At 73.5% G+C, this 17,339-nt stretch carries 17 protein-coding genes; 5 read left to right on the top strand and 12 right to left on the bottom strand.

Going from position 1 to position 17,339, the window contains the following annotated elements; genetic code table 11:
- The first annotated feature begins 6 nt into the window (after positions 1-6).
- From EJK16_RS05685 to EJK16_RS05670, 4 genes are read left to right on the top strand one after another with little or no spacing between them, the layout of a single operon-like run.
- Positions 7-792 (top strand): metal ABC transporter ATP-binding protein, encoded by a 786-nt coding sequence (locus EJK16_RS05685; RefSeq protein ID WP_127127215.1) that lies wholly within the window; start codon positions 7-9, stop codon positions 790-792.
- On the top strand, positions 792-1,718 hold the full coding sequence (locus EJK16_RS05680; RefSeq protein ID WP_127127213.1) for a metal ABC transporter permease: 927 nt from the start codon (positions 792-794) through the stop codon (positions 1,716-1,718). The genes EJK16_RS05685 and EJK16_RS05680 overlap by 1 nt, the downstream gene beginning before the upstream one ends.
- On the top strand, positions 1,706-2,173 hold the full coding sequence (locus EJK16_RS05675; protein ID WP_127127211.1) for a Fur family transcriptional regulator: 468 nt from the start codon (positions 1,706-1,708) through the stop codon (positions 2,171-2,173). The genes EJK16_RS05680 and EJK16_RS05675 overlap by 13 nt, the downstream gene beginning before the upstream one ends.
- Complete coding sequence (locus EJK16_RS05670) at positions 2,166-2,714, top strand: DedA family protein (RefSeq protein ID WP_127127209.1); 549 nt, start codon at positions 2,166-2,168, stop codon at positions 2,712-2,714. The genes EJK16_RS05675 and EJK16_RS05670 overlap by 8 nt, the downstream gene beginning before the upstream one ends.
- 211 nt (positions 2,715-2,925) lie before the next feature.
- Here the strand turns inward: EJK16_RS05670 and EJK16_RS05665 are convergent, their stop codons facing one another.
- The 12 genes from EJK16_RS05665 to hrcA all read right to left on the bottom strand — a co-directional run bounded on the left by EJK16_RS05665 (position 2,926) and on the right by hrcA (position 16,205).
- Complete coding sequence (locus EJK16_RS05665; RefSeq protein ID WP_127127207.1) at positions 2,926-3,804, bottom strand: isoprenyl transferase; 879 nt, start codon at positions 3,802-3,804, stop codon at positions 2,926-2,928.
- A complete protein-coding gene (recO, locus tag EJK16_RS05660; protein WP_127127205.1) occupies positions 3,801-4,532 on the bottom strand; it encodes a DNA repair protein RecO in 732 nt (243 codons plus the stop codon). Before recO ends, EJK16_RS05665 begins: the two co-directional genes overlap by 4 nt.
- A gap of 33 nt (positions 4,533-4,565) precedes the next feature.
- A complete protein-coding gene (leuA, locus tag EJK16_RS05655) occupies positions 4,566-6,323 on the bottom strand; it encodes a 2-isopropylmalate synthase (protein WP_127127203.1) in 1,758 nt (585 codons plus the stop codon).
- A 278-nt stretch (positions 6,324-6,601) separates the two neighbouring features.
- Positions 6,602-7,360: a PP2C family serine/threonine-protein phosphatase gene (locus EJK16_RS05650; RefSeq protein WP_240645800.1), complete on the bottom strand. Its 759-nt coding sequence runs from the start codon at positions 7,358-7,360 to the stop codon at positions 6,602-6,604.
- A gap of 139 nt (positions 7,361-7,499) precedes the next feature.
- The gene (locus EJK16_RS05645) at positions 7,500-9,002 is read right to left on the bottom strand and encodes a S9 family peptidase (RefSeq protein ID WP_127127199.1); all 1,503 of its coding nucleotides are present in this window, start codon (positions 9,000-9,002) and stop codon (positions 7,500-7,502) included.
- A 185-nt stretch (positions 9,003-9,187) separates the two neighbouring features.
- Complete coding sequence (gene era / locus EJK16_RS05640) at positions 9,188-10,144, bottom strand: GTPase Era (protein ID WP_205739643.1); 957 nt, start codon at positions 10,142-10,144, stop codon at positions 9,188-9,190.
- A gap of 23 nt (positions 10,145-10,167) precedes the next feature.
- A complete protein-coding gene (locus tag EJK16_RS05635; RefSeq protein WP_240645799.1) occupies positions 10,168-11,478 on the bottom strand; it encodes a hemolysin family protein in 1,311 nt (436 codons plus the stop codon).
- 10 nt (positions 11,479-11,488) lie between these two features.
- Positions 11,489-11,941 (bottom strand): rRNA maturation RNase YbeY, encoded by a 453-nt coding sequence (gene ybeY / locus EJK16_RS05630; protein WP_127127195.1) that lies wholly within the window; start codon positions 11,939-11,941, stop codon positions 11,489-11,491.
- Positions 11,938-13,008, bottom strand: coding sequence for a PhoH family protein (locus EJK16_RS05625; protein ID WP_205739612.1), 1,071 nt, complete (start codon positions 13,006-13,008; stop codon positions 11,938-11,940). The genes ybeY and EJK16_RS05625 overlap by 4 nt, the downstream gene beginning before the upstream one ends.
- A gap of 187 nt (positions 13,009-13,195) precedes the next feature.
- Entirely contained in the window at positions 13,196-13,975 is a 780-nt protein-coding gene (locus tag EJK16_RS05620) for a 16S rRNA (uracil(1498)-N(3))-methyltransferase (RefSeq protein ID WP_127127191.1), read from the bottom strand.
- A 19-nt stretch (positions 13,976-13,994) separates the two neighbouring features.
- Positions 13,995-15,116: a molecular chaperone DnaJ gene (gene dnaJ, locus EJK16_RS05615; protein ID WP_127127189.1), complete on the bottom strand. Its 1,122-nt coding sequence runs from the start codon at positions 15,114-15,116 to the stop codon at positions 13,995-13,997.
- 69 nt (positions 15,117-15,185) lie between these two features.
- Entirely contained in the window at positions 15,186-16,205 is a 1,020-nt protein-coding gene (gene hrcA / locus EJK16_RS05610; RefSeq protein WP_127127187.1) for a heat-inducible transcriptional repressor HrcA, read from the bottom strand.
- A gap of 190 nt (positions 16,206-16,395) precedes the next feature.
- On the opposite strand from hrcA, the gene EJK16_RS05605 reads away from it, so the two are divergent.
- A complete protein-coding gene (locus tag EJK16_RS05605; protein WP_127127185.1) occupies positions 16,396-17,286 on the top strand; it encodes a DUF3097 domain-containing protein in 891 nt (296 codons plus the stop codon).
- Positions 17,287-17,339 lie beyond the last annotated feature (53 nt).

The following is a 17,339-nucleotide window of genomic DNA, read 5'->3' as shown; positions in this document are numbered from 1 at the left end:
AGCCCCATGGACGCCCCGCCGATCGTCACCGAGGACCTGACCGTGGTCCTGGGCACCTCCACCATCCTGCGCGGGATCTCCCTGACCGTCGGGCGCGGGGAGATCGTGGCGCTGCTCGGCGCCAACGGCTCGGGAAAGTCCACGCTGGTGAAGTCGCTCGTCGGGATCGTGCCGATCACCCGGGGGCACGCCCGGCTCTTCGGCCGGGACGTCGGCGGTCACCGCCGGGACGTGCCGTGGGCCCGGATGGGCTACGTGCCGCAGCGGGTCACCGCCAGCGGTGGCGTGCCCGCGACCGCGCTCGAGGTGGTGACCTCCGGCCTGGTCGACAACGGCCGGCTGCGGCTCCCGCGCGACGCCCGCAAGCGTTCCCTCGAGGCGCTCGCGCAGGTGGGCCTGGCCGACCGGGCCGACGACAGCGTCCAGGTGTTCTCCGGCGGCCAGCACCAGCGGGTGCTCATCGCCCGCGCGCTCGTGCGCGAACCCGAGCTCCTCATCCTGGACGAGCCGCTGGCCGGCATCGACAAGCGGTCCAAGGAGGCCCTCGCCGCCACCCTCGCAGACCTGCACGGGCGTGGCACGACCATCCTCGTCGTCCTCCACGAGCTCGGCGAGCTGGGCGCGCTGCTCGAGCGGGCGATCCTCCTGCGGCACGGCCGCGTGGTGCACGACGGCGCCCGCCTGCCGGCCGCCGTCGGGCACGACGACGCGCTCCACGACCACGTCCACGCCCACGACGACGACGCCGGGCGACTCGACGCCCACGTCCCCAACCTGCGGGTGGACCTGTGATGGCCTTCTTCGACACGCTCCTGCTCATGGTCCAGACGCCGCTGATGCAGCGGGCGCTCCTCGTCGCGGTTCTCGTGGGGGTGGCCGCCCCGGTCATGGGCACCTATCTCGTCCAGCGGCGCCTCGCCCTGCTCGGTGACGGCATCGGCCACGTCGCCCTCACCGGCGTCGCCATGGGCTGGCTCGCCGGCAGCATCGCCGGGCTGACCCCGCGTGACGTGCTCGCCGTCCCCGGCGCGATCCTCGCGTCGGTCGTCGGCGCCGTGCTCATCGAGGTGGTCCGCGCCAGGGGCAAGACCAGCGGGGACCTCGCGCTCGCGCTGCTGTTCTACGGCGGCATCGCCGGCGGCGTGCTCATCATCGGGATCGCGGGCGGCACCTCCGCGAACCTCAACGGCTACCTCTTCGGATCGATCGCCACCGTGTCGACGACGGACGTGTGGCTCACGCTCGGCCTCGCCGTCCTCATCCTCGGCGCCGGCCTCGGCCTGCGTCCGGCGCTGTTCGCGCTGTGCCACGACGAGGAGTACGCCCGGGCGAGCGGGCTGCCCGTGCGCGGGCTGAACATCCTCATCGCCGTCATGGCGGCGATGACCGTGTCGGTGTCCATGCGCGTGGTCGGGGTCCTCCTGGTCTCGGCCGTGATGATCGTGCCGGTGGCGATCTCCCAGCTGTTCAGCCGCTCCTTCCGCACGACGATGACGATCGCGATGGTCGTCGGCGTGGCGGTCAGCGTCGTCGGGCTGTCGCTGACGTACTTCCTGCCCCTCTCCCCCGGCGCGACGATCGTCGTCCTCGCCGTCGCCGTCTACGCCGTCGTGTCCGTGGTCCGCCCGCTGGTGGTGCGCCCCAGGCGGGTCCTCGACCCGCACCTCGACGTCGAGGACGACGTCCAGCTCGAGCAGGGGGCGACATGGTCCGCATGACGCGGCAGCGCTCGGCGGTCAGCGCGCTCCTCGAGCGCACGACCGACTTCCGCAGCGCCCAACAGCTCCACGAGATGCTCCGCGCGCACGGGCAGCCGATCGGGCTCGCGACCGTGTACCGGACGCTGCAGGTCCTCGCGAACTCCGGGGAGGTCGACGTCCTGCGGATCGACGACGGCGAGACCCTGTACCGGCGCTGCGCGCGCCAGGAGCACCACCACCACCTCGTGTGCCGGGTGTGCGGGCGCACCGTCGAGGTGGCCGGTGAGCCGGTCGAACGGTGGGCGGCGAGCGTGGCGCGCGAGAACGGGTTCGTCGGGGTGGACCACACGGCCGAGCTGTTCGGCACGTGCGCCGCCTGCGCGGCGCGCCAGCTCGTGAGCGCGGGCGGCGGGGACGAGGACGAGGGGCCTCGGCGGGCTGAGACGGGGCACGGCGGGGACGCGCGTGCCTGACTTCCTGGCGAGCTGGCCCTTCTGGCTGGTCTTTGCCTTCCTCTACCTCGGCGCCACGATCCGGGGCCAGGGGACCTACTGGGCCGGGCGGATTCTCACCGAGCAGGCACTGCGCCGGTCCCACCCCCGGGGCGGGTGGCGGCGGCGGGCCTACGACTGGCTGCAGGGCGAGGGCACCGCCCGCGGGATCGAGGCCATCCGCCGGTGGGGGCTCGTCGTGGTGCCCGTCTCGTACCTCACCGTCGGCTTCCAGACGATGGTCAACGCCGGTGCGGGCGTGCTGCGCATCCACTGGGGGCGGTACGCCCTGGCCCAGGTGCCGGGCGCGCTGGCCTGGGCGGCGATCTACTCGACCATCGGCTTCGCCGTCTGGGACGCGGCGCTCGCGGCCGCCGCGGGCTCTCCGTGGGGCATCGCGGGCATCGCCGCGGTCGCCGTCGTCATCACGGCCACCGTCCTCGTGCGCCGTCGCCGCTCGCGCGTCACCCCCGCCCCCCGGGACCCCGAGCGGTCAAGTCCTCCCAACCCCTCCCCTCGGTGAGCGGTCAAGTACTGACAACTCCTCGGAGCCGATCGGGATCCACCGGTCGTGCCCGGCCGGACGAAGTCATACTCCGGGACCTACGACCTCGTCCCGGCGAGTACGACCAGGAGCGGGGCGTGCGAGCACTTGACCGCTCGCGACCCGGGGGCGCCGTCGCGACCTGGGGGCGCGGCCGTCGTGCGAGTACTTGACCGCTCGCCACATGGGGTCAGGGGGCCGAGGCCACCGGCTTGTCGACCGCTCCCCCGTAGCGCCGGTCGCGGCGGGCGTACGTCTCCACCGCGCGCCACAGGGTCCGCCGGTCCACGTCCGGCCAGGCGTCCTCGATGAAGACCATCTCCGCATAGGCCGACTGCCACAGCATGAAGTTGCTCGTGCGCTGCTCCCCGCCGGTGCGCAGGAACATGTCGACGTCCGGCAGCTCCGGCTCGTCGAGGTACCGGGCCACCGTCTTCTCCGTGACCTTCTCCGGGTCGAGCCGCCCGGCCGCGACCTCGCGCGCGATCGTCTTGGCGGCGTCGGCGATCTCAGCGCGGCCGCCGTAGTTCACGCACATGGTCAGCGTGCACACGTCGTTGTGCCTCGTCTGCTCCTCGGCGCGCTCGAGCTCGGAGATGACCGAGCGCCACAGCCGGGGCCGGCGGCCGGCCCACCGCACCCGCACGCCCCAGCCGTCCATCTGGTCGCGCCGGCGGTGCAGCACGTCCCGGTTGAAGCCCATGAGGAACCGGACCTCCTCCGGTGAACGCTTCCAGTTCTCCGTGGAGAACGCGTAGGCGGACACGTGGGTGATGCCGAGCTCGATCGCTCCGGCCACCACCTCGAGGAGCGCGGCCTCCCCCGCCTTGTGCCCCTCCACGCGCGGCAGGCCGCGTGCGTTGGCCCAGCGGCCGTTGCCGTCCATGACCACGGCGACGTGACGCGGGACAAAGCGGCGGTCCATCTGGGGGGCCCGCACGCCCGACGGGTGCGGGGGCGGCGGCGCCGGGGCGCCACGGCCGCCGTCGGGCCGGGCTGCGTCGTCGGGCCGGGCGGATCCCGCGGCCGCGCCGGGGAAGGTACGCAGCACGGACTCGAACTCGCTCATGCGCGCTCGACCATGCGCAGCGACCGGAGCTGACGCTCCAGGTGCCACTGCAGGTAGGCGGCGACCAGGCCGGAGGCCTCCCTGCGGTGGCGGACGTCGGAGCCGTCGGCCTCGGTCCACTCCCCGGAGAGCAGCGCCCCGAGCAGCGACATCGTCTCCGGCGCGGGCGACGCCGAGCCCGGGGGGCGGCACGCGTCGCACATCGCGCCGCCGGCCGCCGGGTTGAATGCCCGGTGCGGACCGGGGGCGCCGCAGCGGGCGCAGTCGTAGCAGCTCGGCGAGTAGCCGGCCACCGACAGGGAGCGCAGGAGGTACGAGTCGAGCACGAGGGACGCGGCGTGGCGCCGGGTCGCCAGGGCGTGCAGGGCGCCGATGAGGAGGAGGTACTGCTGCGGCGCGGGCTCGCGCTCGATCTCCGTGAACCGCCCGGCGGTCTCCACCATCGCGGTCGCCGTCGTGTACAGGGAGTAGTCGGCGCCGATCGACCGGCCGTACGGGGCGATGGTGTCGACCTGGGTGATCGTGTCGAGGTTCCGGCCCAGGTGGAGCTGGATGTCGACGACGCCGAACGGCTCGAGCCGCGCCCCAAACTTGCTGGACGTGCGCCGCACGCCCTTGGCCACGGCCCGGACCTGCCCGTGCTCGCGGGTGAGCAGGGTGATGATGCGGTCGGCCTCACCGAGCTTGTGGGTGCGCAGCACCACGGCCTCGTCCCGGTAGAGCTTCACCGCACCATCATCCCAGCCCGCACCCCGCCCGGCTCAGCGCTGCGCGCGGTTGACGGCGGAGACGATCGCCTTGAACGACGCGGTCATGGTGGACGGGTCGATGCCCACCCCCCACAGGACCTGGCCGTCCACCTCGCACTCGACGTAGGCGGCGGCCGTGGCGTCCCCGCCCTCCGAGAGCGCGTGCTCGGCGTAGTCCAGGACCCCGACCTCCACACCGACCTCACGCAGCGCGTTGGTGAAGGCGTCGATCGGCCCGTTGCCGGTGGCGGCGACGACCTTCTCCTCGCCGCCGTCGACGAGCGTGACGGTCAGGACCGCGCCGGTGCCCTCCCCGGCGGTGGTGACCGTGGTGCCCTTGAGCGCGAAGCGGCCCCACGGCGCCAGGCCCATCGCGGCGGTGTGGGGCAGGTACTCGTCGGCGAAGATCGACCACAGCTGCTCGGCGTCGATCTCGCCGCCGTAGGCGTCTGTGTGCTTCTGGACGATGCCCGAGAGCTCGATCTGCAGGCGGCGGGGCAGGTCCAGGTGCCGCGTGGAGGAGAGGAGGTACGCCACGCCGCCCTTGCCGGACTGGCTGTTGACCCGGACCACGGCCTCGTAGCTGCGGCCCACGTCCTTGGGGTCGATCGGCAGGTAGGGCAGCTCCCAGACGACGGCGCGCTCGTCGCCGCCGGCGGCCGCGACCTTCTCCTCGCGGACGCCGAAGCCCTTCTTGATGGCGTCCTGGTGCGAGCCGGAGAACGAGGTGTAGACGAGGTCGCCGCCGTAGGGGTGGCGGGGGTGGACGTCCATCTGCGTGCAGGACTCGACGGTGCGGCGCACGCCGTCGATGTCCGAGAAGTCGATCATCGGGTCGATGCCCTGGCTGAACAGGTTCAGGCCGAGCGTGACGAGGTCGACGTTGCCGGTGCGCTCGCCCTGGCCGAACAGGCAGCCCTCGACGCGGTCCGCGCCGGCGAGCATGCCCAGCTCCGCGGAGGCGACGCCGGTGCCGCGGTCGTTGTGCGGGTGCACCGACAGGGCGATGTGGTCGCGGCGGGACAGGTGCCGGCTCATCCACTCGATCTGGTCGGCGTAGACGTTCGGCGTGGCCCGCTCGACGGTGGCGGGCAGGTTGAGGATGATCTCCCGGCCGCCCTCCGGCTGCCACACGTCCATGACGGCCTCGCAGACCTCGAGGGCGTAGTCCAGCTCGGTGTCGACGAAGATCTCCGGGGAGTACTGGTAGCCGAAGGTGGTCTCGTCGCCGAGGACCTTCTCCGCGTAGGCCATGACCTCGCGGGTGCCGGAGACGGCCAGCTCCTTGGTGGCCTCGCGGTCGCTGCGGAAGACGATCTCCCGGAAGACGGGCGCGGTCGCGTTGTACAGGTGCACCGTGGCGCGGGGGAAGCCGACGAGGGAGTCGATGGTCCGGTGGATCAGCTCGGGCCGGGACTGGCTCAGCACCGAGACGGTGACGTCGTCGGGCACGGCGTCGTCCTCCACGAGGGAGCGGACGAAGTCGAAGTCGGTCTGCGAGGCGGCCGGGAAGCCGATCTCGATCTCCTTGTAGCCCATCTTGACGAGCAGGTCGAACATCGTGCGCTTGCGCTCGGCGTTCATCGGCTCGATCAGCGCCTGGTTGCCGTCACGCAGGTCGGTGGACAGCCAGCGCGGGGCGCGGGTGGTGCGCCGGGTGGGCCACTGCCGGTCCGGCAGGTCTACCCCGTTGGTCTCCTGGAAGGGCCGGTACTTCGCCACCGGCATGCCGGAGGGCTGCTGCGCGCTGATGTGGTCTTGCGTCTTCATCGTGGTTCCTCGTCGCTGGTGCGGGTGCTCGGTGGCCAGGCACGACAACCGCCGCGACGAGGAGCCGGCCTTACAGGGCCTCGTCGCGGCAAGGAAGGAGCAGCAGGTGCCGCCCGTGGTGAGCCATGCGCACGAGTGTGAGGTTAGCGCGCGGCGGTGACATCGTCACGTTGCGGCCCCCGGTGTCTCAGAATTCCACGGGGCCGGGCGTCAGACGGGCGCGGTGGGCGCCGCCGCGCCGGCGTCAGCCGGGCGCGGTGGGCGCCGCCGCGCCGGCGTCAGCCGGGCGCGGTGGGCGCCGGCGCGCCGGCGTCAGCCGGATCGACGACGACGACCGTCACGTTGTCGTTGGCCCCGCCGTCGAGCGCCCGGCGCAGGAGGGCGTCCGCCGCCTCCTGCGCGTCCGGGACGGCGGCGAGCACCTCGGCGATCTCGGCGTCCTCGAGCTCGCCCACCAGCCCGTCCGTGCACATCAGGAGGCGCTCCCCGGGCCCGGGGTGCAGGACCCAGAAGTCGATCTCGGTCTCGGCGGCGGCGCCGACGGCACGCGTGATGACGTTGCGGCGCGGGTGGGTCCGGGCGGCGGCCGCGTCCAGCTCGCCCGCGTCGACCATCTCCTGCACGAGGGAGTGGTCGACGCTGACCTGGCGGAGGGCGCCGTCGGAGTAGCGGTAGACGCGCGAGTCGCCGACGTTGAGGACGAGCCAGCTGGGTGTGCCGTCGTCGTCCTGCGTGCGCACGACACCGGCGACGGTGGTGCCGGCGGTGTCCCGGACGGGGTCGAAGGCGGCTCCCGCCTCCGCGGCCATGGTCTCGCGGATGCGGGCCACGGCCCGGTCCACGGCCGCCCCGACGTCCGCGGGGCCGATCCGCGCCGGCGGCCGGCCGGCGAGGGCCGCGAGCTCCTCCACGACCATCTGGCTTGCCATCTCGCCGCGGGCGTGGCCGCCCATGCCGTCCGCGACGGCGAACACGGGCGGCTGCGCGAGCGCGGCGTCCTCGTTGGCGGCCCGGTGGCCACCGGCGTCGGTGGCCATGCCCCACGTCACCATGCGTCCCCTTCCGTCCGTGCCCTGTGCCGAGCGTGCCACGCCGCGCCCACACGGGCCCACCGGTGCACGCGGTGCACGCGGCGCACGCTCACCGACGCAAAGCCGGGCGTTGACACGGGGCTGCTCACAGCACGGCCGGGAAGACGCCCCAGTAGGCGGCGTTGACCAGCAGCACGACGCTGCCGGCGACGGCGCAGGTCAGCGAGGCCCAGCCCGCCCGGCCCATGGTGACCCGGCCGCGGGGCGCGCGCCGCCGCCGCCAGGCGCCGTCGACGGTGAGGACGAGCAGCGCGGCGGCGAGGATGCCGACGATCTGGACGACGATCCACCCGCCCTGCACGATCAAGGCGTTGGTGCGGTAGTTCAGCGCGAGGCTCGCGATCGAGACGAGGTAGGCCAGGAAGACCACCCAGGTGGCCACCGTCGCCAGGCTCAGGGCGGCGGTGTACCGCCCCAGGGGCGGCGCCATGGCGGAGGGCCGGCGCCTCGCGAGCCGCGGCGCCTGCCCCGCGAGGGCGGCCACGGCGGCGAGGGCGAGGAGCCCCAGGCCGACGAGGAAGGTGTAGACGATCATGTCGCCGCTCGCGTACCAGCGCGGGCGGTCCACCGGGTCCGCGCGGAACGCCTGGACGGGCTCGGCGCCCGCGATGCGCGGCGGCGCGTCAGCGGTCTCCGGCAGGCCCAGGGTCCAGCGCGCGAGGTCCTGGGTGAAGCCGGGCGCCAGGTCCTTCCCGATGCGGATGCCGTGGTTCGCGCCGTCGTAGTAGCGCACGGTGTACTGCTCGTTGCCGGCCTCGGCAAGGTCCGAGATGAGCAGCTCGGCGCCCTGGACGATCGGCATGGAGTAGTCCTGCGTGCCGTAGACCATGAGGACCGGCTGGGTCATGTGCTGCTGGTAGCGGGACACGTCGAAGTCGAAGTACTCGAACCCGCCGCCCGGCAGCGACCCGCCGACCAGCCGCGGGATGGCCCGCAGCATGCGGTCGGGCACGCCCACCTCGCGCAGGTACGAGTCCGCGGCCAGCGCGCCCTGCTCGCGCAGCGGGAGGACGGGTGCGGAGACGAGGACGACGAACGCGACGTCGTCGTTGCCCGCGGCGGCGATGGGCGCCGACATCGCGCCCTCGCTCTCGCCGTAGATGCCCACCCTGTCGGGGTCGACGCCGGGCCAGCCCCGCAGCACCGCGAACGACTGGAGGTAGTCCTGGGCCATCTCGGGGTAGTCCCGCTCGCGCGTCGTGTACGTGTCGGCGCGTTTGTCCGGGACCATCGTGACGATCCCGGCGCTGGCCAGCGCGGTCGTGATGTCACGGAAGTTCTCGTGGGTCGCCGTGCCCGCGCCGTGCATGAACAGCATCGCGGGCCGGGGGCCCGGCGCCCCGACGGGCGAGGCGACGGTCGCCTGGACGGTGACGTCGGGCGCGAGCCGGACGCCTACGACCGCGCGGGCGACCTCATAGGTCCCGACCGGCGGGGTGAGCGCGTCGGACCCGATCGCGGTGCCCGCCGTCTCTGGCACGAGCGTGTGCCCCAGCGGCTGCGGGCTCCAGCCCGGGCCGGCGAGCGAGCCGATGAGGCCCAGCAGCAGCACCAGCGTGATGCTGGCGGCCAGCCTCCCGTGTCTCACCTCGACAGGGTAGTTCGTCCCGGCCGCCCCGCCGTCTGGGCCGCGGGTGGTGCCGCCCACAGCCCTCGCGCGGCGGGCGGGGAGGGAGGGAGCGAGGGGGCGTGAGCGGTCAAGTCCTCGCTGGGAGGACTTGACCGCTCACGCCGACAGGTTGGTTGCTAGGACTTGACCGCTCACCGCGGGGGTCAGAAGCCCAGGCGTTGGAGCAGCTTGGGGTCCCGCTGCCAGTCCTTGGCCACCGTCACGTGCAGGTCGAGGAAGATGCGGGAGCCGAGGAGCGCCTCGATGCCGCGCCGGGCCTGGGTCCCCACCTCGCGCAGGCGCGCCCCGCCCTTGCCGATGATGATCGCCTTCTGCGAGCTGCGCTCCACGTAGAGGTTGACGCGGACGTCGAGCATCGGGGGGCGAGGGTCGTCCTCCTCCTGCGGCCGCTCGGTGATCTCGTCGACCAGGACTGCGAGGGAGTGCGGCAGCTCGTCGCGCACGCCCTCCAGCGCGGCCTCGCGCACGAGCTCCGCGATCATCACGTTCTCGGGCTCGTCCGTCAGCTCCCCGCTCGGGTAGAGCGGCGGGCCCACCGGCATCCGCTCGATGAGCAGGTCCGTCAGCACGTCGACCTGCTCGTCCTTGACGGCGGAGACCGGCACGATCTCGGCCCAGTCGCCCAGCTTGTCGATCTCGAGCAGGTGGGCGACCAGGGCCTCGCGCCCGACCTTGTCGGCCTTGGTGGCCACGGCGATGACCGGCGTGCGCTGCTGGGTGAGCTCGCGGGCGATGAACTTGTCGCCGGGGCCCACCTTCTCGTCGGCGGGCATGCAGAACACGATGACGTCGACCTCGGAGAGGGTCTCGCGCACGAGGTCGTTGAGCCGCTGGCCGAGCAGCGTGCGGGGCCGGTGCAGCCCCGGCGTGTCGACCAGCACGAGCTGGCCGTCCGGGCGGTGCACGACGCCGCGGATGGTGTGGCGGGTGGTCTGCGGGCGCCCGGAGGTGATCGCGACCTTCTGCCCGACCAGGGCGTTGGTCAGGGTCGACTTGCCGGCGTTGGGCCGCCCGACCAGGCACGCGAACCCGGCACGGAAGTCCTCCGGCCAGTCGCCGGGCGTGATCAGGGCGTCGTCGAGGGCGTTGGGCCCCGCCATGAGCTCGTCGTCGGATGGGAAGCTCATAGGTGCACCTGGGTTTCGTCGTCGTGCGGGGCGGCCTCGAGAACGGGCGAGGCCAGGATGGTGGAGATGCGCCGGCGCCGGCCCTCGGCGCGCTCGGCGACGAGGTGGAGGCCGAGGACGTCGACCTCCGAGCCGGGCAGCGGCACCTTGCCGAGCGCCTTGGCGAGCAGGCCGCCGGCCGAGTCGACGTCGTCGTCGTCGATCTCCAGCCCGAAGAGCTCGCCCAGCTCGTCGATGGGCAGCCGGGCGGGCACGCGGACCGTCCCGTCCGCGAGGTGCTCGACCTCGGGCTCGGCGCGGTCGTGCTCGTCGACCATCTCGCCGACGAGCTCCTCGAGGAGGTCCTCGATGGTCACGAGCCCGGCGATGCCGCCGTACTCGTCCACCACCATGGCGATGTGCACGCTGTCGGCCTGCATCTCCCGGAGCAGGTCGTCCACGAGCTTCGTCTCGGGCACGAACGTGGGCTCGCGCATGACGTCCGCGACGGTGAGGTGCGCGGCGTCGTTGCGGTGGTGGACCCGGCGCATGACGTCCTTGAGGTAGAGCACGCCGCGCAGGTCGTCCGTCGACTCCCCCACGACCGGCACCCGGGAGTACCCCGAGCGCGTGAACAGGCTGATCGCCTTGTCCAGCGGCTGGTCGACGTCGATGGTGACCATGTCCGTGCGCGGGACCATGACCTCGCGGGTCAGCGTCCGGCCGAGCTCGAACACGGAGTGGAGCAGCTCTCGCTCCTCCTCCTCGATCTGGTCGGACTCGCTGACCCGGTCGACCATGTCGCGCAGGTCCTCCTCCCGCTCCGCGCGGGTCTCGTCGGCGGTCCGCGAGGGCCGCGGGGCGAGGGCCCGCGCCACCCGGTGGACGCCGGCGCCGGCGACGGCGAGCACGGACATCACCGGCGCGAGCACCTGGAGCACGCCCACCGGGTTGCGCCGGCCGAGGCGGCGCGGGCTGACCTGGACCACGAGGGCCAGGAGGAACGCGGTCACCGCGACGGCCACGAGCAGCACGTGCCACCAGCGGGGCAGCAGGTCGGCGACCACGAGGGTCACGCACACGGCGGCCGTCATCTCGGCGAGCACGCGCACGAAGGACACCGCGCCCATCGCGATGTGGCGCCGCTCCACGAGCCGGGCGACGGCGTCGGCGTTCTTCCGGCGCCCCGCCGCCATCTCGCCGACGGCGGTGCGCGTGATGCGCTGCAGGGCGGCCTCCCCCGCGCTGAGGGCCGCGCCGACGACGACGCCGAGGACCGCGAGGACGCCGAGCCAGACCTCGGGGACCTGGTTGATCATCCCGCTCATGGTCGGCGCCTCAGCGCCCGGCCAGGAAGGTCAGCAGGAGGCGTCGCTGGAGGGCGAACATCTCCTTCTCCTCCTCCGGCTCCGCGTGGTCGTAGCCCAGGAGGTGGAGGATGCCGTGGGTGGTCAGCAGCAGCATCTCCTCGACGGTGGAGTGCCCCGCGGCGCGGCCCTGCTCGGCGGCCACCTCCGGGCACAGCACGATGTCGCCGAGGGTGCCCGGCTGCGGCTCCTCGCCGGCCCGCCCGGGGCGCATCTCGTCCATGGGGAAGGACAGGACGTCGGTGGGGCCGGGCTCGTCCATCCACCGCTCGTGCAGCTCGGACATGACGTCGGTGGTGACGAACAGGATCGACAGCTCGGCCTGCGGGTGCACCCGCATCTCCTCGAGCACGTACCGCGCCAGGGCGGCGAACTCCTCGCCGTCGACGTCGTACCCGGACTCGTTGTTGATCTCGGTGCTCATCGCCGCTCTCCTCGCGCCTGGTGGTCCCGACGCTCGGGGCGCTCCGACGCCCGGTCGCCGTGACCGGCGGCGGTGGCGTCCCAGCGCGCGTACGCGTCGATGATCTCGCCGACGAGCCGGTGCCGGACGACGTCCGCGCTGGTCAGGCGGCAGAACGTGACGTCGTCGATGTCGTCGAGGATCTCCTGGACCACCCGCAGGCCGGACTTCGTGCCGGTCGGCAGGTCCACCTGGGTGACGTCGCCGGTGACGACCACCTGGGAGTTGAAGCCGAGGCGCGTGAGGAACATCTTCATCTGCTCGGGAGAGGTGTTCTGGGCCTCGTCGAGGATGATGAAGGCGTCGTTGAGGGTGCGCCCGCGCATGTACGCCAGCGGCGCGACCTCGATGGTCCCGGCGGCCATGAGCTTGGGGATCGACTCGGGATCGAGCATGTCGTACAGGGCGTCGTACAGCGGGCGCAGGTACGGGTCGATCTTGTCGCTGAGGGAGCCGGGCAGGTAGCCGAGGCGCTCGCCCGCCTCGACGGCCGGGCGCGTGAGCACGATCCGGTTGACCTGCTTCGCCTGCAGGGCACCGACCGCCTTCGCCATGGCGAGGTAGGTCTTCCCGGTGCCCGCGGGGCCGATGCCGAAGACGATGGTCGACTTGTCGATGGCGTCGACGTAGTGCTTCTGGCCCACGGTCTTGGGCCGGATGGTGCGCCCGCGGCTCGAGAGGATGTTGGTGGTCAGCACGTCGGCCGGCCGCTCCGCGCTCGGGGCGACCAGCATCGCGATGGCCCGCGCGACGGCGTCGGCGCTCAGTGGCTGGCCGGCGTCGGCCACCTGCGCGAGCTCGTCGACGAGGCGCTCGGCCAGCGACACGTCGCCGCTGGGGCCGGTGAGGGTCACGACGTTGCCCCGGACGTGGACGTCGACGGCGGGGAACCCGCCCTCTATCGCGCGCAGCACCTCGTCGCGCTGCCCCAGGAGGGCGACCATGGGGACGTTGTCGGGGACGGTGACCAGGTGCTGCACGTGACCTGCTGTGCCGTCGCCGCTGGCTGGAGGTGGGTTCTGCGACATGAGGTCGGGCCTGGGCCCTTGTCTCTCCTGTAGATCGTGACGGCGCATCCGCGCCGAGCCGGCACCAGGATATCCGCCCGGCCGCCGGAGCCCTACCGCAGGGCCGGGCGGATAGGTGGGGCCGGTCGCGGTGGGCGGCCGGGGTCCGTGACGTGGCCGGTCGTGGTGGGCGGCCGGTCGCGGCGGGTCAGCCCCAGCGCCCGAGGCGCTGGGCGAGGACGGCCAGGGCGGCCGGGCCGGCGGTCGAGGTGCGCAGCACGTGCGGCCCGACGAGCACCGGCTGGGCGCCGGCACCTTCCAGGGCGCTGATCTCGGCGTCGGAGATGCCGCCCTCGGGGCCGACGATCACGGTGACGTCCGTGGGGCGCTCCGGCCCTGGGCCGGCGGACGGGAGGCGCGCGGCGGCCAGCGGGACGCTCGCCCGCTCGTGCAGGACGAGCACCGCCCCGCCCGCGGCGACCGTCGCGGCCACGGCCGGGACGAGGTCGCGTGACGTCAGGGGCGCGCGGACCTCGGGCACCCAGGCCCGGCGGGACTGCTTGGCCGCCGCGAGCACGACGGCGGCCCACCGCTCACGCCCGCGCGCGACCTTCGCACCGGCCCAGACCGACACCGACCGCTCGGCCTGCCAGGGCACGACGGCGTCCACGCCGAGCTCGGTGGCCGTCTCGACCGCCATCTCGTCCCGGCCGCCCTTGGCGAGGGCCTGGACGAGGACGAGGCGCGCCGCCGGCGGGGCCTCCCGGCGCACGTCGGCGACCTGGACGCGCAGGGCATCCTTCCCGGCCGAGGTGATGGTGCCGCCGACGCGCAGGCCGGCGCCGTCGACGAGCTCGACCTCCTCGCCCACGCGCATCCGGCGCACGGTGGAGGCGTGGCGGGCCTCGGCGCCGGTGAGCGTGACCACGGACCCGGGGGCTGCGGCGTCGAGCTCGCGGCCCCCGGCGTGGAAGACGGCGGTGGTCATGGCCTGGTCCCCGGGTCGCTCAGCGGCCGGCGAGCTTGTCGCGGAGCTTGGAGAACACGCCGGAGCCGCTCGTGGCGAGGCGGGGCTCGGGCTGTTCCTCGCCGCGCAGGGCGGCGAGCTCGGCCAGGAGCTCGCGCTGACGGTCGTCGAGGCGGGTGGGGACCTGGACGTCGAGGTGCACGTGCAGGTCGCCGCGACCCGGGCGGTTGAGGTGCCCGACGCCGAGGTCGCGGAGCGTGAGGACCTCCTCGGGCTGGGTGCCGGGCTCGACGTCCACCGCGCGCAGGCCGTCGAAGGTGTCGACCTCGAGGACGGTGCCCAGCGCGGCCGCGGTCATGGGGATGCCCATCGTGCAGTGCAGGTCGTCGCCGCGGCGCACGAAGGTGGGGTGGGACCGCTCGCGGATCTCCACGTAGAGGTCGGCGGCCGGTCCGCCGCCGGGGCCGACCTCGCCCTGACCGGTCATCCGGATGCGGGTGCCGGAGTCGACGCCGGCGGGGACCTCGACCTTGAGGGTGCGGCGGGTGCGCACGCGGCCCTCGCCGGCGCAGTCCGGGCACGGGTCGGGGATGACGGTGCCGTGGCCCTGGCAGGCCGAGCACGGGGCGGTGGACATGACCTGGCCGAGGAAGGACCGTGTCACACGCTGGACCGAGCCGCGGCCGTGGCAGACCTCGCAGGTCCGCGGCTGCGTGCCGGGCCGGCAGCACGTGCCCTCGCACGTGGGGCACACGACGGCCGTGTCCACCTGGAGCTCGCGGGTGGCGCCGAAGACGACCTCCTCGAGCTCCATGTCGAGGCGGACCAGGGCGTCCTGCCCGCGCCGCCCGCGGGGCACCGGGCCGCGGGGCGCCCCGCCGGCGGCCGCACCGAAGAAGGTCTCGAAGATGTCCTGGAAGCCGCCGAAGCCGCCCGGGGCACCGCCGCCGCTGAAGGCCTGCTCACCTCCGACGTCGTACATCTGGCGCTTCTCGGGGTTGGAGAGCACCTCGTAGGCACGGGTGACGTCCTTGAACTTGTCCTGGGCGTCCGGGCCGGCGACGTCCGGGTGGAGCTTTCGGGCCAGCTTGCGGTAGGCCTTCTTGATCTCCTCGTGGCTCGCCTGGCGGGACACGCCGAGGATCTCGTAGTAGTCGTTCACCACGTCACTCTCTGCTGGGGGCTGGGTGCTGGGCTCCGGCGGCTCGGCCCCGGAGGTGTCTGGTGCCGGTCATCCGGCGAGGATGCGGGAGATGTAGCGGGCGACGGCGCGCACCGCCGCCATCGTCCCGGGGTAGTCCATGCGTGTGGGGCCGAGCACACCGAGACGGGCGACGCCCTCGGAGGGTGCCGCACCACCGTAGATGCTCGTGACCACAGACGCCTCGGCGAGGCCTTCGTGGTGGTTCTCGGCGCCGATGCGCACGGCGACGGCGTCCTCCTCCATCTCCGAGAACAGGCGCAGCATGACCACCTGCTCCTCGAGCGCCTCGAGGACGGGGCCGATGGTCCGCGTGAAGTCGAGGTCGGAGCGCGCGAGGTTGGCCGTGCCGGCCATCACGATGCGCTCCTCCGTCTCCAGGCGGAGCGTGTCGACGAGCACGTCGGCGACCGCCTCGACCAGCGGGCGGTGCTCGGGGGCGAACTGCTCGGGCAGCGACGCGAGGGTGTGCGAGATGGCGGGGAGCCGCCGGCCGGCGCAGATGACGTTGAGGCGCGCCCGCAGCTCGGCGATGACGCCCGGGTCGATCTCGGCCGCGGTCTCGACGCTGCGCTGCTCCACCCGGCCGGTGTCGGTGATGATGACCACCAGCAGCCGCTGCGGGCTCAGCGGCACCAGCTCGAGGTGCCGCAGCGCGGAGCGGCGCAGCGACGGGTACTGCACGACGGCGACCTGGTGGGTGAGCTGCGCGAGGAGGCGCACGGTGCGCTCGACGACGTCGTCGAGGTCGACGGCACCGTCGAGGAGGCTCTGGATGGCGCGCCGCTCCGCCATGGACAGCGGCTTGAGCGTGGAGATCTGGTCGACGAAGAGCCGGTAGCCCTTGTCCGTCGGCACGCGGCCGGCGGACGTATGGGGCTGGGCGATCAGGCCCTCCTCCTCCAGCGCGGCCATGTCGTTGCGGATGGTCGCGGGCGACACGCCGAGGGAGTGCCGTTCGACGAGGATGCGCGAGCCCACCGGCTCACGCGTCTCGACATAGTCCTGCACGATCGCGCGCAGGACGTCCAACCGACGGTCCTGACTCATCGCTCCTCCTCCCTGGTGCACGGCCACGGCGCTCGGCACCCTCTGTGCGCAGCCTGCCACCGACCACCCCCGCAGGTGAGCGGCTCTGCGGCGGCGCCGCATCAGCACTCTGACGTTCTGAGTGCTAATCCTACGCGCCACGCCCGCGCGCCGGCCGGTGGGAAGCACCACACCTGCCTAGGCTGCCTGGGTGAGCGACCGTTACGGGACCGACATCCTTGCCTCAGACCCGCACCGCAGCGGCGCCTTCGCCACCCGGGCCACCACCCGCGACCTCCCGGCCGAGAGGGGGCTCGTGGTCGAGGAGGTCCAGACGGGCTGGGTGGGCGCGGTGGTGCGCGTGGAGAAGTCCGGCGGGATGCACGTCGTGGTCCTGGAGGACCGCAAGGGCCGCACGCGGACGTTCCCGCTCGGCGCCGGGTTCTGGGTGGAGGGCAAGCCGGTGCGGCTGACTCCCCCGGCGGCCGCACCGGCCCGCCCGAGCGGGCCTGCCACCGCCGGGGGGCGGAGGCTGACCGCCTCGGGCTCCATCGCGGTGGACCAGCACCGCGCGCGCGTCGCCCGGGCCTCGCGCATCTATGTGGAGGGCCGTCACGACGCGGAGCTCGTCGAGAAGGTCTGGGGGGACGACCTCCGCGTCGAGGGTGTCGTCGTGGAGATGCTCGACGGCGTCGACAACCTCGAGGCGGTGCTGCGCGAGTTCCGGCCCGGGCCCCGCCGTCGCGCCGGGGTCCTCGTTGACCACCTGGTGGCGGGGTCGAAGGAGTCCCGCATCGCCGCCAAGGCCACCGCGGGCGCCGCGGGGGCGCACGTGCTCGTGCTCGGCCACCCGTACATCGACGTCTGGCAGGCGGTCCGCCCCGAACGGCTGGGCCTGACGGCGTGGCCCGACGTGCCGCGCGGCGTGGACATCAAGCACGGCACGCTGGAGGCCCTCGGCTGGCCGCACGCCGACCAGGCCGACATCGCCCACGGCTGGAAGCGCATCCTCGGCCGGGTCCGCGACTACAAGGACCTCTCCCCGGCCCTGCTCGGCCGGATGGAGGAGCTCATCGACTTCGTCACCGCCGTCCCGGAGTGAGCGCGGCCCACCGGGGTCGGTGACCGGAGCGGGTCACCGGGATCGTCGCCGTC

It is taken from the genome of Georgenia sp. SYP-B2076, from assembly GCF_003991205.1.
GTDB lineage: Bacteria > Actinomycetota > Actinomycetes > Actinomycetales > Actinomycetaceae > Georgenia.
The sequence above is the reverse complement of the archived record's forward strand: the minus strand, read 5'-3'. Positions and strand labels throughout refer to the sequence as shown.

What these genes read in the sequence shown, in the direction of transcription:
- EJK16_RS05685 (WP_127127215.1), top strand. Translation starts at nt 7, where the DNA reads ATGGACGCCCCGCCGATCGTCACCGAGGACCTGACCGTGGTCCTGGGC.
- EJK16_RS05650 (WP_240645800.1), bottom strand. Translation starts at nt 7,360, where the DNA reads ATGGCCACCGACGCCGGTGGCCACCGGGCCGCCAACGAGGACGCCGCG.
- hrcA (WP_127127187.1), bottom strand. Translation starts at nt 16,205, where the DNA reads ATGAGTCAGGACCGTCGGTTGGACGTCCTGCGCGCGATCGTGCAGGAC.
- EJK16_RS05625 (WP_205739612.1), bottom strand. Translation starts at nt 13,008, where the DNA reads ATGTCGCAGAACCCACCTCCAGCCAGCGGCGACGGCACAGCAGGTCAC.
- EJK16_RS05635 (WP_240645799.1), bottom strand. Translation starts at nt 11,478, where the DNA reads ATGAGCGGGATGATCAACCAGGTCCCCGAGGTCTGGCTCGGCGTCCTC.
- leuA (WP_127127203.1), bottom strand. Translation starts at nt 6,323, where the DNA reads ATGAAGACGCAAGACCACATCAGCGCGCAGCAGCCCTCCGGCATGCCG.
- EJK16_RS05675 (WP_127127211.1), top strand. Translation starts at nt 1,706, where the DNA reads ATGGTCCGCATGACGCGGCAGCGCTCGGCGGTCAGCGCGCTCCTCGAG.
- EJK16_RS05665 (WP_127127207.1), bottom strand. Translation starts at nt 3,804, where the DNA reads ATGAGCGAGTTCGAGTCCGTGCTGCGTACCTTCCCCGGCGCGGCCGCG.
- ybeY (WP_127127195.1), bottom strand. Translation starts at nt 11,941, where the DNA reads ATGAGCACCGAGATCAACAACGAGTCCGGGTACGACGTCGACGGCGAG.
- era (WP_205739643.1), bottom strand. Translation starts at nt 10,144, where the DNA reads ATGGCGGGGCCCAACGCCCTCGACGACGCCCTGATCACGCCCGGCGAC.
- EJK16_RS05620 (WP_127127191.1), bottom strand. Translation starts at nt 13,975, where the DNA reads ATGACCACCGCCGTCTTCCACGCCGGGGGCCGCGAGCTCGACGCCGCA.
- EJK16_RS05680 (WP_127127213.1), top strand. Translation starts at nt 792, where the DNA reads ATGGCCTTCTTCGACACGCTCCTGCTCATGGTCCAGACGCCGCTGATG.